The organism is Nocardia sp. NPDC088792, assembly GCF_044750615.1.
Classification (GTDB): Bacteria; Actinomycetota; Actinomycetes; order Mycobacteriales; family Mycobacteriaceae; genus Nocardia.
The window spans coordinates 256,257-272,510 of the sequence record NZ_JBIVKC010000008.1 but is presented as its reverse complement, the minus strand read 5'-3'; the positions used below and the strand labels follow the sequence as shown (position 1 = coordinate 272,510).

The 16,254-nt window shown below is 66.8% G+C and carries 16 protein-coding genes; 1 reads left to right on the top strand and 15 read right to left on the bottom strand.

The features are described from left to right. Positions 1 to 109: 109 nt before the first annotated feature. The 15 genes from ACIP5Y_RS43550 to infA form a co-directional block, all read right to left on the bottom strand. Complete coding sequence (locus ACIP5Y_RS43550) at positions 110 to 1,087, bottom strand: nitrilase-related carbon-nitrogen hydrolase (protein ID WP_400359368.1); 978 nt, start codon at positions 1,085 to 1,087, stop codon at positions 110 to 112. Positions 1,088 to 1,166: 79 nt separating this feature from the next. Continuing rightward, positions 1,167 to 2,129 carry a helix-turn-helix domain-containing protein gene (locus ACIP5Y_RS43545; RefSeq protein ID WP_400359366.1) on the bottom strand — a complete coding sequence of 321 codons (963 nt, stop codon included), beginning with the start codon at positions 2,127 to 2,129 and terminating at the stop codon, positions 1,167 to 1,169. Between the two features lie 115 nt (positions 2,130 to 2,244). Next, on the bottom strand, positions 2,245 to 3,099 hold the full coding sequence (locus tag ACIP5Y_RS43540; protein WP_400359364.1) for a nitrilase-related carbon-nitrogen hydrolase: 855 nt from the start codon (positions 3,097 to 3,099) through the stop codon (positions 2,245 to 2,247). Positions 3,100 to 3,185: 86 nt separating this feature from the next. Next, positions 3,186 to 4,166: an AraC family transcriptional regulator gene (locus ACIP5Y_RS43535; RefSeq protein WP_400359363.1), complete on the bottom strand. Its 981-nt coding sequence runs from the start codon at positions 4,164 to 4,166 to the stop codon at positions 3,186 to 3,188. 318 nt (positions 4,167 to 4,484) lie between these two features. Continuing rightward, on the bottom strand, positions 4,485 to 5,408 hold the full coding sequence (locus ACIP5Y_RS43530) for a helix-turn-helix domain-containing protein (RefSeq protein ID WP_400359362.1): 924 nt from the start codon (positions 5,406 to 5,408) through the stop codon (positions 4,485 to 4,487). 315 nt (positions 5,409 to 5,723) lie between these two features. Continuing rightward, positions 5,724 to 6,509, bottom strand: coding sequence for a hypothetical protein (locus ACIP5Y_RS43525; RefSeq protein ID WP_400359360.1), 786 nt, complete (start codon positions 6,507 to 6,509; stop codon positions 5,724 to 5,726). Between the two features lie 227 nt (positions 6,510 to 6,736). Next, positions 6,737 to 7,054 carry a hypothetical protein gene (locus ACIP5Y_RS43520; protein WP_400359358.1) on the bottom strand — a complete coding sequence of 106 codons (318 nt, stop codon included), beginning with the start codon at positions 7,052 to 7,054 and terminating at the stop codon, positions 6,737 to 6,739. 46 nt (positions 7,055 to 7,100) lie between these two features. After that, a complete protein-coding gene (gene truA, locus ACIP5Y_RS43515; RefSeq protein WP_400359788.1) occupies positions 7,101 to 7,955 on the bottom strand; it encodes a tRNA pseudouridine(38-40) synthase TruA in 855 nt (284 codons plus the stop codon). 124 nt (positions 7,956 to 8,079) lie between these two features. Continuing rightward, the gene (gene rplQ, locus ACIP5Y_RS43510) at positions 8,080 to 8,595 is read right to left on the bottom strand and encodes a 50S ribosomal protein L17 (protein WP_400359356.1); all 516 of its coding nucleotides are present in this window, start codon (positions 8,593 to 8,595) and stop codon (positions 8,080 to 8,082) included. A gap of 53 nt (positions 8,596 to 8,648) precedes the next feature. Next, entirely contained in the window at positions 8,649 to 9,707 is a 1,059-nt protein-coding gene (locus ACIP5Y_RS43505) for a DNA-directed RNA polymerase subunit alpha (protein WP_400359354.1), read from the bottom strand. Between the two features lie 132 nt (positions 9,708 to 9,839). Beyond that, positions 9,840 to 10,445: a 30S ribosomal protein S4 gene (gene rpsD, locus ACIP5Y_RS43500; RefSeq protein WP_400359352.1), complete on the bottom strand. Its 606-nt coding sequence runs from the start codon at positions 10,443 to 10,445 to the stop codon at positions 9,840 to 9,842. A gap of 21 nt (positions 10,446 to 10,466) precedes the next feature. Beyond that, positions 10,467 to 10,880 (bottom strand): 30S ribosomal protein S11, encoded by a 414-nt coding sequence (rpsK, locus tag ACIP5Y_RS43495; RefSeq protein WP_397006571.1) that lies wholly within the window; start codon positions 10,878 to 10,880, stop codon positions 10,467 to 10,469. Positions 10,881 to 10,889: 9 nt separating this feature from the next. Continuing rightward, entirely contained in the window at positions 10,890 to 11,261 is a 372-nt protein-coding gene (gene rpsM / locus ACIP5Y_RS43490) for a 30S ribosomal protein S13 (RefSeq protein WP_397006569.1), read from the bottom strand. A gap of 234 nt (positions 11,262 to 11,495) precedes the next feature. Next, positions 11,496 to 11,609 (bottom strand): 50S ribosomal protein L36, encoded by a 114-nt coding sequence (gene rpmJ, locus ACIP5Y_RS43485; RefSeq protein WP_033085975.1) that lies wholly within the window; start codon positions 11,607 to 11,609, stop codon positions 11,496 to 11,498. Positions 11,610 to 11,741: 132 nt separating this feature from the next. After that, entirely contained in the window at positions 11,742 to 11,963 is a 222-nt protein-coding gene (infA, locus tag ACIP5Y_RS43480) for a translation initiation factor IF-1 (protein ID WP_040804562.1), read from the bottom strand. Positions 11,964 to 12,282: 319 nt separating this feature from the next. Here infA and ACIP5Y_RS43475 point away from each other — a divergent pair, with 319 nt between their 5' ends. Continuing rightward, a complete protein-coding gene (locus tag ACIP5Y_RS43475; protein WP_400359349.1) occupies positions 12,283 to 16,212 on the top strand; it encodes an AAA family ATPase in 3,930 nt (1,309 codons plus the stop codon). Positions 16,213 to 16,254 lie beyond the last annotated feature (42 nt).

Sequence of the window (16,254 nt, the reverse complement as noted above, 5' to 3'; positions counted from 1 at the left end):
GCGACGATCGGCCCGAACTCCGTGCGCGACGACCGGCTTCCGCGCGCGACCACCCGTTTCCGGCCCAGCACATGCGTTTCCGGCCCGGCGCATGACAATCGGCCCACGCCTAGCAGGCGGCAATGCCGCCCGGGTAGGCGCCGAGGGAGAGCGGCAGGGCCCAGCGGTCGGGGCCGGACTGCCAGCCGGGCACGGCCCGGCGAGTCCCCCGGCGCGCCGGAGCGGCCGACTTGCGATTGCGGGACTGCCGATCGAGGTGCTCGGCTTCGAGACCGGAAGCCCCGAGTTCGAGGTCCGCGCAGAGGATGCCGTCGACACCCTCTTCGAGCGGGGCCACCACTTCTTCCCCGTCGGCGGCGTAGATGTGCGCCCGGCCGGTGCGCGGTCCGGCGAACGCCCCGCGGCCGTCCCAGGCCGACTCCCCCACCACGGCGCAGGGCGCGAGCACGAAGGCGCCGGCCTCGAGGGCGTACATGCGGCTCACCGTGGTGCTCGATTCCGGCCCTGCCGCATCACCGTCCGGGCTGCCGGGCCAGGCGGCTATGTGTAGTTGTTCCTCGTCGGCGCGTAGGGCCCGGGTGAGCAGCGGGCGCTGATTCTCCTGCCCGGACAGCGCGCCGTATTTACCGATCGGAGTGTGGTGCACCGCGGGCAGATTCGGGGTGCCGGAGGCGAATACCTTGCGTTCCACGCTGTTCAGCCCGGCCTTGCGCCGTACCGAGACGATCTCGCCGAAATCGTCGATGACGGCCTGCGCCATATAGATTCGCCGTTCCTGCCGTTCTCCGAATCCCAGGACGACGTGAATACCGTGCGCGCGTGCGGCATCGGCAATGGCATCGATTTCGGCGCCGTCCCGAGTCATCGAATTCTCGCGAGCGCGAGTCGAATACTCGACGTTCCACTGGTTGGAATCGACCCAGCACCACCAGGGATATCCGGGCAGAAACGTCTCCGGGAATGCGATCAGCCGGGCGCCCGCACCCGCGGCGGCGCCGATCAGGTCGATGACCTGCGCGACGCCATCCGCCAGCCGCAACCATTTCGGCTCGGCCTGGACGGCGGCGACCCGTACCGTATTCTTCATCGCGTTTCCCTCATGGGTCGTGATGCTCGCCAACACTTTCCGGCCGGGCAATGGCCGACAGTGCCGTTCGACCGACTGATCATGCCAATGCCCGAAAAGCTCCCGGTGTGGTACCCATTTCCAATCGGAAAGATCGATAGAAACTCCGTTCGGTCAGGAACCCCGCCGCTTTGGCCACCGCGGAGAGCGGCAACTGCGGCGCATTGCGCAGTAGATCGCAGGCGCGTTCGATCCGCATGCGGCGCAACACCGTTCCCGGACCGCCCTCGAACTCGCCGAACACCCGGTACAGGGTGCGCCGGGACATGCGGCAACCCTCCGCGATCCGGTCCACGCCGAGATCGGGATCGGCGCAGTGGCTGCGCATGAAGGCCAGCACCCGTTGCCGATTGAGCACATCCGCTGATTGGTCGCGCGGAATACCGCCGGCGGCCGCCACCACGGCCGCGGCGAGCAGATCCATTCCGGGTTCGGCCAGCAGGGCGGCGCCGGCGGGATCGGAGCTCTGCAACAGCGCCACATTCCGGAAGAACCGGCCGACGACACCCGGGGTGGTGCCTCTGGAAAACGTTGTGGCCGTGGGTATATCGAGATTGGATACGCCGTATCGATCGCGTAGCCGACTCAGTGGAACCTGCACCACGACCTGTTCGAACTGTTCGTAGAAATCCCACCGATAGGGACGCGTGCTGTCGTAGAACACGATTCCGCCCGGGCCGATATCGGCTTCCCGGCCATCCTGGAACAGTCGCGCATTGCCGATGGTCGGGATGCTGGCGAGCAGGTACTCGCCATTTGTCCGCGCGATCAGTCGCTCGGTCCGGCGGATCTTCTGTTCGGTGGACCCGGCAATCGAGAGTTCGAGGTCGCCATAGCTCGCGTGCTCGATATAGCCAAGAAAACGACCGCTCGGTTTGGGTGAAACAGCGAGTGGGACATAGGCTTCGCTCACCTGAGCTTCCCAGCGCTCGAAGGCCTCCGACGCCGATGTTTCCGGCCCGGACCGCACTTCGATCCGATTGACCGCCTCTGACTGCTCCACTCCGCAACCTCGATGACCATCAACGGCCAGCATCCGACCGAATACGGTGCAGTTTCTCAGATTTCCACGGCTCCGACCAATACGGTCGTACCGATCCAGGATGGTCATACCTGTGCTACGCAGCGGATTCGCAGCTCAAATCCAGCTCGAGATCCGCGTACAGCAAACCCTCCTCATGCCCACCCAGCGGGGAGGCCAGCTCCTCCCCGCCGGGTGCGAAGATGCGCGCATGCCCACCCGGACCACGAACCAGCTGCTTTGCCGGCTCGGCACCACGACGGCTCTCGCTGCCCGCCACATCCATGATCGCGCAGGCCGCGATCACGTTCAGATGGCCAACCACCGCGTACCAGAGCGTGGCCGCATTGTTCACGCGCACACCCCATTCCACGTCCCGCGCCACGATGAACCCCGGCCAGGACACGATGTGCACCTGCGCACCCGTGCGCTCCAACTCCCGGCGCGCGGGCAGGTGCAGCTGCTCGGAGCCGCCTTGCACCCCGATACGGCCGATGCCGGTGCGGAATACGGACGGTTCCGCGGCTTCACCGGCACGGAAGATCCTGTGTTCCAACGGCGTCAGCTCGGGCTTACGGCGGACTCCGAGCAGCACCCCACGATCGTCGATCAAGCATTGCGACATATACAGCGCGGCGCCACAGCGCTCGCTGAACCCCAGCAGCACATGAATCCGATGCCGCCGCGCCGCATCGGCAATGCGCCGGAATTCGGTGCGGCCCACCGTCATCGAATTCGTCCGATAGCGCGCGAAGAAGCCCTGGCCCCAACTCACCGAATCCAGCCACAGCCACCAGGGATAGCCCGGTAGAAATGTCTCCGGAAAGGCAATCAATTGCGCGCCTCCGGTGGCGGCCTTTTCGATCAGTTCGATTGCCTGCTGGACGCCGGACCGCAAATCCAACCACCGCGGCTCGGCTTGTACGGCTGCGACACGCACCTTGGTAGGCACCTCGGCTCCTTCGACACGGATCGGATTGATCTGTGCCATCACCCTTCGCCGAACGAGTGCTGGGTGCAGCGACATCCCGTGCCGAGCTACCGACCGCGCGTGCCTGCGTCCAATTGAGCTCGGAATTGTCCTGGCGTAAGACCGGTTTCCTCGCGGAATGCTCGATAGAAATGCCGGTCGGTCGCGAATCCGGAAGCCGCCGCAATCGCGGAAAGCGGGCGGGTCGGATCGGCACGCAACAACCGCCGCGCATGCTCGACCCGCATGCGCCGCACCAGCGCCGCCGGGCCCCCGATGTCCTCGCAGACGCGATAGAGCGTGCGTCGCGAGACCAGGCAGGCGTGCGCCACCTCGTCGACCGTCAACTCCGGATCGGTATAGCGTTTCCGCAGGTAGGACAGGACCTGCTGGCGCGTGTACAGCGAATCGGAGGGCGCGGGCGAACTCTGCCCGGTGGCCAGCAGCACCGCCGACGAGAGCATCCCGGCAATTTCCGATTCCAGAATGTTTGCGGCCTTATCGGTTTCGTCCGACGGCAATTCCGCCAGCCCCCGGAAGAAACCTGCGACCACACCCAATGCACCGGTCGTCGGCATCGGCGTGGCAATCGGGAGTTCGTCGCGAATCAGCCCGGCGTGTTCCAGCACCAGAGTCATCGGCGCGCGAACAATCGTGGACGAGGAATTCTCGGTGGTGCGGCTCTCGATCGGCCGGGCGCTGTCGAAGAACGCAATGGAACCGGCCGGACTGTCGGCGGTGCGACCGTTCTGTTCGGTCCAGTTCGCGCCCTCCACCACGATATTCACCAGCAGGAATTCGCCGGTGGCCTGCTCGACCTGACGTTTGGTACGCGTCAGGCGCAGTGCGCTGGAGGTCATCAGGGTGAGGCTGGACCGATCGAATTGGGTGCTGGTGATCCGGCCGTGCCAATGTCCCTTGGCCAGCGGCTCGATGGACGACGGCACGACCGCATCGGCGACGATGGACTCCCACTGCTCGAAGGCCTGGCGCGCAGATACATCCGACGTCGAACAGACCTCGGCGCTGGCAGTTGCCGCGTTACCCACAGGTGCATCATCCCACCCGGCGGAGCACGGCAAACCGCGATTGGGACGGTTCGAATCCGGCGAAACGGACCAGTTCCGTGGTGAATTCATCAAGACCAGTCCGCCTGCCCGGTCGTCGGCGGCTCGAAGCGACGACCGGGCGGCGCCTCCTCATCGCAGGACCGGCCCGCCGGCTTCGTCGACGACTGGCAGCGCGGGGCGACGCCACGCGCCATCGCGAACCGAATGCCTACCCAGTATTCACATCGGTTGCCGCACTGTGACTGTCCCGCCGTGCCAGATCACTGCCATTTCACGTCAGGGCCGACAAGCCCCTGATCAGGCACTGGTTGTACGGAATTCGCCAGGCGTCATGCCCATCTCGCGTTTGAAGGCCCGATAGAACTGCCGCTCGGACACGAAACCCGATGCGCGCGCGACCGACTGCAGCGGGCGGGTGGCATCGGTGCGGATGAGCGACAGCGCGCGTTCGACGCGCATGCGCCGCAACATCGAGGCCATCCCGTCCTCGCCGTTCTCGAACAGGCGGTACAGGGTGCGCCGCGAGATCGCACAGGCCGCCGCCACCCGATCCACGGTGAGTTCCGGATCGGCATAATGCCTTTGGATGTACATCAGCGCCCGCTGCTTGGTCAGCGCGTGACCGGGTTCGTCACGCGGCAGATCCCCGGCCGCCAATTGCACCACCGAGGCCAGTAATCCGGTGCCGTGCCGGGCCAGCACCGCCGCCTGATCCGGCGCGGTGTGCTGCAAATGCGCGAGCCCGCAGAAGAACCGGCCCACGATGCCGGCCGCGCCCTCCGGCGGAAAGCGCACCGCGGTGGGCATCCGGTCCGCCGGCACCCCCGACGCACTGACCACCTGCGACAGCGGTACCTGCACCGCCACCACGCCCCAGCTCGATTCGAAGTGCGCGGTGAACGGCCGCGAGCTCACGTACAGCATGAGCCCGCCGTCGGCCATCTCCCCGACCCGGCCGTCCTGCTCCAGCCACCCGTGCCCGTGCGTGGTGACCGTCGCGAAAAGGATGGGTTCATCCGGTTCGTGGATCAACCTCGGAATCCTGCTGATGTGCTGTCCCGAAGCGGTGACGGTCGATACGTCGATGTCCTCGAACCGGGACTGCACGATGCGTGCCTGGAACTCCCCCGGCTGCACCGGTGTCACCACCAGCGGCACATAGGCCTGCGCGACCGCGGCCTCCCATTGCTCGAATGTCTCCTGTACGGAAACCTCCGGCATCGACCGAACCTCCACCACTGCGGGCTCAGAGCCGCCCCTCATGGCCCGATTGTCGCACCACCGCAGCTCGGAAAATCCGAAATCCCTTCATATCTTCCAACTTTCATTGCCACTGTCCGAATTAGGCCATTGCCCGCAACTTGCGCGACGAATCCTCATTCCGGCGTGTGTCATTCATTCGCACGCGCATTTGCGACATCATGCGAACGCACAAGACGACACGATCGGAGTCCCATCGAGCGCACGGCCGAATTCCCGTCCACCGCACCATAATTGACGTAGCACCAGGTCGAGAGCCGAATACGGCGCCATCACCTACGAACCGGCCACACAGCCCAGCAAGGGGGCGACAACCTTTCCGAGGATTTCGCAGTGCCGCCCATGCGGCAGCATGAGCAACTTCGAGGCAGACAAACCAGACAATCGTGCTTGTAGCACCAAAGCCGCGGCGCCATACGGCGGCATGCCGTCCACCGAATCGCCGTAACCGTCGTCCTCGAGCCCTAGGGCCGCCAGTTGCGCATCATGGAGTCCCCGCGCATGCAACGCACGCACCGCACGCAATCGGAAATCATCCGGCGCGATCGCCTCCGACGACGGACAGAGCTCGTGCGCCATACCGAGGGCGCCCGCCGTCTCGCCCTCGCCCAGCGGCAGGATTTCCTGCACCGCACCGCAATCGAGATCGTCCACCGACAGCAGGAAGCCGTGCTCACGTCCGGCCCGCCGGAACGTGCCGTACAGCAGGCAGCGCGGCGCCAGCGTATCGGTCAGCACCAGAAAGTCCCCTGCCGCCACGGGTTCCGCCAGCTCCGCGGCCCAGTCCGGCGCCGATACACCCAGCGCCGTGAGCCGATCGGCGGCCCGGGCACCGGCCCGGGCGACCGATCCCGCGGTCAGCGAACCCAATGCCCGCAACATACCCAGGCCGATCGCATCCCCTCGCGTCTCGAATCGTGTGACGAGCGATTCGGCAAATGCCTTGCCTACCCCGGGACTCAACTCGATCCCGATCGACAGAAACGAAGCCACCAGTAGCTCGGCATCGAACGCGTCGGTGGCCGCCCCGAATTCCGCCGCGGCCAGATCTATCTCGGCCACCGTGGCCTCGAGATCGAAACCCCCGCAAACCGAGCAGTCACACCGTTCGGCCCGGCCCCGCCGTTCCATCCCCCGCGCCTGCCGTGCGCGCCGATTGTTCCGCTTGTGCCGCTTGCGGCTTCGCCTCCCCTGAGTCATGAATCGAGTGTCGCCACCGCGTCCCCGGAACACATCCCCTGGCGAAACCTCGCACCCCACGAACTCGGCGCGTCGCGTCGAACGCGCGGCTACGCGTCGCGCTCGGTACGTGATTGCGCGGTCAGCGGCTTGGTGGCGCGGCGGACCGTGATGATTCCGGTGAGCACCACCAGGGCAGCCAGAATCACCTCGGTGAACACGAATTGCAGCAGGTGCCGGCCGGTGATGCCACCGATCAGGATCGGTCCCACCAGGACCGGAATCAGAATGACCGTGAAGGCGCGCCAGATCTCGGCGCGCCGGGTGGCCGGATCGGAATCGGCGGTGCGGCGCAGGGTTATGGAGATCACGGCCGCGCCGACGATCGTGTAGATGACGACCGGAACGGCATAGAAGAACGCGTGCACGGATGCTCCTCCGAATTCGGGCAGACGGTCGGCGTGGGGCGGTAGGTCAGTCGCCGCAGCACCCCTCCGGGTCCGGAACGGTCCGCACCTCACGGGTCTGGGCATTGCGGGCGGCCAATTCCGAATCCGCCGGATAGTCGACGGCGATCAGGGAAAGGCCGTGCGCGGGCGCAACTGTAATAGAGCTGGAGCGCTGGCGTTCGTTCAGCAAACCCGCGATCCAGGCGGGCGTACGCCGGCCTTCACCGACCGCGAGCACCCCGCCGACCAGGCTGCGCACCATGGACCAGCAGAAGGCGTCGGCGCTGACGTAAGCGGTGAGAATATCGCCGTCGCGCTCCCAATCGAAGCGCTGCAATTCGCGAATGGTGGTGGCACCCTCGCGGCGACGGCAGAAGGCCGCGAAATCGTGCAGCCCCAACAGGTTCCAGGACGCCTCGCGCATCGCGTCCAGGTCCACATCGCGGCACGGCACAATGTGGCGCGCCTGCAACGGTTCCGCGCCATAGGGGGCGGTGGTCAGGTGATACGCGTAATGCCGCCGGATCGCCGAGAACCGCGCGTCGAATTCCGCGGGCACGAGCCGAACGTCCTTGACGCGCACGTCTTTCGGGAGGAACCGCGCCAGCCGGTGCACCAGCTTCGGCCCGTCCACCTCGGTGCGCGTATCGAAGTGCGCGACCTGGCCCGCGGCGTGCACACCCGCATCGGTGCGCCCGGCCACGGTCAGCTGGATCGGCTCGCGCTGCACCTTGCTCAGCGCGTCCTCCAGGACGCCCTGCACGGTGCGCAGGCCGGGCTGCCGGGCCCAGCCGGTGAAATCGGTGCCGTCGTAGCCGATGTCCAGTCGTACCCGAATCGAAACCGCTTCCGGCTCCTGATCCTCCACCGTCACAGCGATCTCCTGGTTAACATGGAGAAAGCCCGCCGACCCGGAGGGGACGGCGGGCTAACTCATGACTTCCCTACCCTGTGGGGTTTCCGGGGCTCGCCCCTGAGACCCCACGAGAGTCCGGATGGAAGACTCAGTCTTCCTTCTTGTCCTCGGCAGCCTCGGCGGCCGGGGCGTCCTCGACGACCTCGGCGGCGGGGGCATCCTCGACCTTGGCCTCGGCGGCCGGGGCCTCGGTGGCCTTCTGCGAAGCCGCGACACGACGGGCCCGATCGGCCTCGTTGGTCACGGTCTTCTCGCGGACCAGCTCGATGATCGCCATCGGAGCGTTGTCACCCTTGCGGGGGACGGTCTTGATGATGCGGGTGTAGCCACCCTCACGACCCTCGAACGAGGGACCGATCTCCGCGAACAGGGCGTGCACGACGTCCTTGGAGCGGATCACCTTCATGACCTCGCGACGGTCGGCAAGCGAGCCGGCCTTCGCCTTGGTGACGAGCTTCTCGGCGTAGGGGCGCAGCGCCTTGGCCTTGGCCTCGGTGGTCGTGATACGACCGTGCTCGAAGAGCGCCGTCGCCAGATTGGCGAAGATCGCCTTCTGGTGCGACGCCGTCCCGCCGAAGCGGGCACCCTTCTTGGGCTTGGGCATTGTTTGAATCTCCTGTGTCTAAGGCCGATTCGGGGTCTGCGCCCCGGACGGGCCTAAAGCTGTTCGGTCTCGGCGTAGTCCTGCTCGCCGCTGTCGGTGTCGCTGAACGAACCGCTGTCGCTCCAAGTGCCGCTCGCCGCGTCGTAACCGACGACGGAGGACGGGTCGAAGGAAGTCGGGGAATCCTTGAGGGACAGGCCGAGCGAGTGCAGCTTGACCTTGACCTCGTCGATGGACTTCTGGCCGAAGTTCCGGATGTCCAGCAGATCCGACTCGGTGCGGGCGACCAGCTCGCCGACGGTGTGCACACCCTCACGCTTGAGGCAGTTGTACGACCGAACGGTGAGATCCAGGTCCTCGATCGGCAGGCCGAACGAGGCGATGTGGTCCGCCTCGGCCGGGCTCGGGCCGATCTCGATGCCCTCGGCCTCGACGTTCAGCTCGCGCGCGAGACCGAACAGTTCGACCAGGGTCTTGCCCGCCGACGCCAGCGCATCCCGCGCGGAGATCGAGTTCTTGGTCTCGACATCCAGGATGAGCCGGTCGAAGTCGGTGCGCTGCTCGACACGGGTGGCCTCGACCTTGTAGGTCACCTTCAGAACCGGCGAGTAGATCGAGTCCACCGGGATCCGGCCGATTTCCGCACCCGACGCCTTGTTCTGAACGGCCGGGACGTAACCGCGACCGCGCTCGACCACGAGCTCGATCTCCAGCTTGCCCTTGTCGTTCAGGGTGGCGATGTGCATGTCCGGGTTGTGCACGGTCACGCCCGCCGGGGGGACGATGTCACCGGCGGTGACGGTGCCCGGGCCCTGCTTGCGCACGTACATGGTGACCGGCTCGTCCTCTTCGGACGACACGACCAGGCCCTTGAGGTTCAGGATGATGTCGGTGACATCTTCCTTCACGCCGGGAACCGTGGTGAACTCGTGCAGCACGCCGTCGATGCGGATGCTCGTGACAGCGGCACCCGGGATGCTCGAGAGCAGGGTGCGCCGCAGCGAGTTGCCGAGGGTGTAACCGAAACCCGGCTCCAGCGGTTCGATGGTGAACCGCGACCGGTTCTCGGACACGACCTCTTCGGTCAGCGTCGGTCGCTGTGAAATCAGCATGGACTATTCCTCCTTCAAGAGCGCCCACCATTTGACGCTCACGACTTGGATTGCGGGAGAAGACTTTTCGGCCCGGAGGCAAGTAAAAGCCTTCTCCCACCAGCGGTGCGCCAGCGCACCTATAGGTTCGAGCTACTTGGAGTAGTACTCGACGATGAGCTGCTCGTTGATCGGAACATCGATCTGAGCGCGCTCGGGCAGCTGGTGAATCAGGATCCGCAGACGACCCGGAACAACCTGGATCCAGCCCGGGACGGGACGATCGCCGACGGTCTCACGAGCGACCTGGAACGGCAGCGTCGGGAGCGACTTGTCCTTGACATCGATGATGTCCCACTGCGAGACGCGGTAGCTGGGGACGTCGACCTTCACGCCGTTCACGACGAAGTGGCCGTGCGAGACGAGCTGACGAGCCTGACGACGGGTCCGGGCCAGACCGGCGCGGTACACGACGTTGTCCAGACGGGTCTCCAGCAGACGCAGCATGTTGTCGCCGGTCTTGCCCTTCTGGCGGTTCGCCTCTTCGTAGTAGCGGCGGAACTGCTTCTCCATGACGCCGTAGGAGAAGCGAGCCTTCTGCTTCTCCTGGAGCTGCATCAGGTACTCGGACTCCTTGATCCGCGCGCGGCCGTGCTGGCCGGGCGGGTAAGGACGACGTTCGAACGCCTGGTCGCCTCCGACGAGGTCGACACGCAGACGACGCGACTTGCGGGTGATGGGGCCTGTATAACGAGCCATTTTTCGCTAAATCCTTTCCCGCTAGACGCGACGCCGCTTGGGCGGACGGCAGCCGTTGTGCGGCTGCGGGGTGACATCAGAGATCGAACCCACTTCCAGGCCGGCGGCCTGCAGCGAACGGATCGCGGTCTCGCGGCCCGAACCCGGGCCCTTCACGAAGACATCGACCTTCTTGACGCCGTTCTCCTGCGCCTTGCGGGCAGCGTTCTCGGCGGCGAGCTGCGCGGCGAACGGGGTCGACTTACGCGAACCCTTGAAGCCGACGTGACCCGAGGACGCCCAGGAGATGACGTTGCCTTCCGGGTCGGTGATGGACACGATCGTGTTGTTGAACGTGCTCTTGATGTGTGCGTGGCCGTGCGGGATGTTCTTCTTATCCCGGCGACGGGCCTTCTGTGTCTTCTTCGGGCCAGCGGCCCGGCTCTTCGGAGGCATGCGCTATCCCTACTTCTTCTTGCCGGCGACGGTCTTCTTCGGACCCTTACGCGTGCGGGCGTTGGTCTTCGTCCGCTGGCCGCGCACGGGGAGACCGCGCCGGTGGCGCAGACCCTGGTAGCAGCCGATCTCGATCTTGCGACGAATGTCGGCCTGCACCTCGCGGCGCAGGTCACCCTCGACCTTCATGTCCGAAGCCTCGATGTAATCGCGAAGCTTGGTCAGATCGTCGTCGGAGAGGTCCTTCGAGCGGAGGTCCGGGCTGACGCCGGTCTCCACCAGGATCTCCTTGGCCCGGGTCTTGCCGATGCCGAAGATGTAGGTCAGCGCGATCTCCATGCGCTTTTCGCGCGGGAGGTCGACGCCCATCAGACGTGCCATGGTTGGCATTCCTTAACTGTTGCGGAGGTCTGCTCCCTGTCCGTCCCCACGTAATCGGGGCCCCGGCCTCCGTAACCGGGGGTGAGCCGCCATCCGCCCCGTGCGGGGCTCGGCGACGGCGACTGGCGCTGGGAGTTTCTTCTTGTTGCTGCCAATCCGAACTGCGTTCGGTGCTTGGCTGGTGAGCGTCGAGCCCGGCCGTGGCCGAGAATCGAACCCGGCACGAGGCCGAGATCAGCCCTGGCGCTGCTTGTGGCGCAGGTTCTCGCAGATCACCATGACCCGACCGTGACGGCGGATCACCTTGCACTTCTCGCAGATCGGCTTGACGGACGGCTGAACCTTCACGTCAGATCCAATCTGGGTTGTGGTGTTCACTGGCCGTGAACACAGTTTTTCCCCGACCGGAAATGGCCGGGGAAACCCGGGGCGCGTAGCCCCGGAAATCTTTGGCGCCCTTGGGGTTTCACCCCGTCGGGCCTACTTGTAGCGGTAGACGATACGGCCGCGCGTCAAGTCGTAAGGCGACAGCTCTACGACGACACGGTCCTCGGGCAGGATGCGGATGTAGTGCTGCCGCATCTTGCCGCTGATGTGAGCGAGAACCTTGTGGCCATTCTCCAGCTCGATCCGGAACATCGCGTTGGGCAATGGTTCGATAACCCGGCCCTCGACCTCGATGGCCCCTTCCTTCTTCGCCATATCCTCCGCGATCCCGGTTAGGCTGAACCTGGTTGGTTCATGCTCATTACGGCTTCTCGGTCACCTGCAGTTAGTCGTGCACTCCAGTCGACCCGGTGCGATACTCAGCTGCGGTGACATGAGGACATGCCACAACCACTATGTAGGTGCACCGCCGACCTAGCTTACCCGTTTCCCCAGATGCGGCCAAATACGGGCCCTCTGACGTGGGACGGAACACTCCGGCCGGGCGGCCTCCCGCTTGCCGGGCACGCACTTACGGGGAATCGCTAAACTACGGCCTTGTCCTGCAAGATCGATCGAGCAGTCGGGGGTAGACGTGAGCCGCAACAACGACGGGCTCCCCATGCTCCCGCCATGGCTCTCCGAGTCCGAGGTCAGCCAGTCCAACACCGGGTACGAAGCCCCCGTCGAGAACCTGCCCCACGACGACCTCATCCCCGAGAAGAAGTCGCCCCGCAGCCTCTTCGGCAAGCGCAAACCCCGCAAGGACAACGACCACGACCAACCGGCCGCGGCCGATCGAACTGCCCAACAAACGCCCGACCCGCAGCCCCCCACGCCCGGCCCCCAGAGCTCCTACGGCCCGGCCGGCTCCCCCTCAACCGGCGGCCAGCAGTCGCCCGCCCCCGGACCACAGGGCCCCAACGGCTCCCCCCAAGGCCCGGCTGCCCCGCAGGGCGCCAACGCCCCAGCCTCCCGCTGGCAGTCCCCGCCGGACCCCACGCCACCCCGGAACGGCGACGCACCCGCCGAAGCCCGGCCCAAGCAGAGCCTCCTCGGCCGCCCACCCCTGCCCGCAACACCCCAGCAGGGCCCCGACACCCAGATTTCGCAGCAGGGACCCGACAGCCGACTGCCCCAGCAAGGCCCGGGTAGCCGACTCCCCCAACCAGGTCTCGACGGCAGGGCGCCGCAGCAAAGTCCCGAAGGCCAACTGCCGCAACAAGGCATGGCCGGTCGGCCACCCCTGCCCGCCGCACCGCAGCAAGGTCCGGATAGCCGACTGCCGCAGCAAGGCCCCGACCACCGCTCGCCGCAGCCCGGGCTTGAAGGCCAACTGCCGCAACCGGGTCTCGATGGCCGAGCGCCGCAGCAGGGGCTCGGTAGCCGACTGCCGCAGCCCGGGCTCGATGGGCGGATGCCGCAGCAGGGAGCCGATGGCCGGGTGGCGCAGCAGGTTCCGCCGGGGCAGCAGGCTCCGGTCGGGCAGCAGCCGCCGATTCCGCAGCATCCCCAGATTCCGCAGCGGGATCCGGGCACGCACTTCTATCTGCCGGGTCAGCAGAAACCGGAAGGGGCGCAGGTCCCTCAGAGCCGACAGGCAGGGGGGCCGCGGTTCGACGCGCCGCCGCTGCCGGATGCACCGCCGGCCGCGGCCGAGAGTGATCAGCCGCGTTCCCTGCCGCAGCACGGCAAGCCGGGCTTCACTCCGCCCTCGCTGCCGCCGTCTCCCACGGTGGGGCGTGGAGCGCCCTCGCCCGCCGACACGTCGGAGACCAGGGCCGAGACCCTGCCTCCCGCACCGCAATCCGGCGGTACACCGGACTTGACGACGCGAATCCAGCCGCATGCCGCCGGTGCGGCCATGCCGGGCGCGGGTCCGGCGTTGCCGGGCAATGCCGGGCCCGGAGTGTCCGACATGACGACACGGATGCCGCTCCCGCCTTCACCGTCCGAGGTGGAGGCCGTTGAAAACGCCTCTCCCCCAAACGAGTCGACGAGCTCCGACCTGTCGGGAGGGGCCGCCGCCGGTGCCGTACCGCTCCCGCCCCGGGAGACACCGCCGTTCACGCCCCCGGAGATTCCCGCGAGTCGCGCCTTCACCGACGCCGATCCGCTCACCACGGCGAATGCGCTGCTCGATGCCCTGACACAGAGCGGTCCACTCAACACGGTCGACCCCCTCACCCCCGACACTTCCTCCTCCGCTGGATCGATGCGCGGTGCCGCTGCCGAACACGGCAATAGCGCCGCTGATTCAGTCACCGCAGCCGGGTCCGACAAACTCGCCGAGTCCCACAACGCCGCCGGGTCCGGCAACGCGACCGGGTCCCGCGATGCGGCCGGGTCCGGCAATGCGGCCGGGTCCGGCAATGCGGCCGGGTCCGGCAATGCGGCCGGGGCGAACGATTTGGCTGGACCGGGCAATGCAGCCGGGTCGGGCAATGCAGCGGGGTCGGGCAATGCAGCGGGGTCGGGCAATGCAGCGGGGTCGGGCGATAAGGCCGGGTCGGATGATTCGGCCGATGCGAATGCGCGGGCGGCCGAACTCCTGCCGGGCGAGGACTCGACGCAGGGGCGGCATCGGGCGTTGGACGCCCGGCTGCCGTCGGCGCCGCAGCTGCGGCCCGATTCCTCGGCTTCCGGTGCGCCGCACCAGGGTTCCGGTCTCGATGGTTATGGTCCGCGCGGGGGTGTCCTGTCGCAGCCGCAGGCGGGTCGGTCGGCTCCGCCGCTGCCGGGTACGCCGCAGTTCGCGCAGCCGCCTTATCCCCCGATGGGACAGGCTCCGGCGCAGCCGAATCCGCAGGGTCCCGGACCGGATGGGGCGAATGGTGGTGTGCGGAGTTCGCTTCCATCGGATCAGACGGTCACCGATATGCCGAACATCGCCGGTGCACCGCCGCAGGCGCCCGGCACGGCAAGTCCGGCCACCGGCTTCTCCGGCTCGCAGCCGGGGTCTCAGCCCTGGCCCGGACAGCCTTACGGTGTCCCGGGGCAGCAGGCCCCGGGCGGATTCGTCCAGCCGGGCGCTCCTGTCTCGCAACCCGATTGGCACGTGCCCGCTCAGCCCGGAACGCAGTCGCGTCCGACGGACGAGACCGTGCTCGGCCTCCCGATGACAGCACCCATGCCGGCTACTGATGGGGCACAGGCGGATCCACGCGCCACGGGTGACCCGTCCGTCTACCCGCCGGCTCCCGGGCAGCCGCAGTCCGGCGGATACGGACCACAATCCGCACAACCGGGCAGCTACGCGTCCGCGCCGGGACAACCGAACTACGGCTACGCACCCGCGCCAGGACAACCGGACGGATACGCTGCCGCACAAGGCCAGCCTGATGGCTATGCGCCCACATCGGGTCAGCCGGGCGACTACGCGCCCGCGCCGGGACAGCCGGAGGGGTATTCGCCGGCGCCGAGGCAGGCCGGTGGATCGCCCGTGCCGGGGCAGCCCGGTGGGTATGGGCAGGGATACCCCGGTGGCTACGTGTCAGGGCAGCCGGGTGGGTACGCGCCGGGGCAGCAAGGTGGGTATCCGCAGGGGCAGGCGGGCGGGTTCGGGCCGGGGCAGGCGGGATCTTATGGGGTTCCGGGGCCGTCGTTGGATGATGTGCCGTTGCGGCGGGCCAAGAAGGCGCCGGCGGGGTCGGGGTGGCGGCGGGCCGTGCATCACATGTCGGGTGGGTCGATCAATCCTGGGATGTCGGCGGAGGAGCGGCGGCTGCAGGAGTTGGTGGCGCGGATTCGGCAGCCGGTTCGTGGTGATTATCGGATTGCGGTGTTGTCGTTGAAGGGCGGCGTGGGGAAGACGACCACGACGATGGGTCTGGGGTCGATCTTCTCGTCCATCCGGGGTGACCGGGTGATCGCGGTGGATGCGAATCCGGACTTCGGTACCTTGTCGCAGCGGGTGAGTCTGCAGACGCGTTCGACGGTGCGGGATCTGTTGCTGGACGAGCATATTCAGCGTTATTCGGATGTGCGCCGGCATACTTCGCAGGGTACGAGCCGGCTGGAAATTCTTGCCAGTGAGCGGGATCCGGCGGCGTCGGAGGCGTTCAGCGAGGAGGAGTACCGTGCGGTCGCGCGGATCCTGCAGCGCTTCTACAACATCATTCTGACCGATTGCGGTACGGGACTGATGCATTCGGCGATGGCGGGTGTGCTGGATCTGGCGCATTCGCTGGTGCTGATTTCGTCGTCGGCCATCGATGGTGCGCGTAGTGCGGCGGCGACGCTGGACTGGTTGTCGCTGCACGGTCACGATCATCTGGTGCGGAATGCGGTGGTGGTGATCAACCTGCCGCGGCCGGGTGCGCCGAATGTGGGTATCAATCAGCTCCGGGATTACTTCCTGTCGCGTTGCCGGGCCGTGCACATCATCCCGTACGACCCGCATCTGGGTGAGGGCGCGGAAATCGATCTGCATCGGCTGCATAAACAGACCAAGCGCTCTTATGTGGAACTGGCGGCGACGGTCGCCGATGATTTCGCCACCGACCACCGCCGGCACCGCGGCTGAGTGGCGGCGGAGTCGCTGTTCTGCACGAGCTCTTCCGATCGA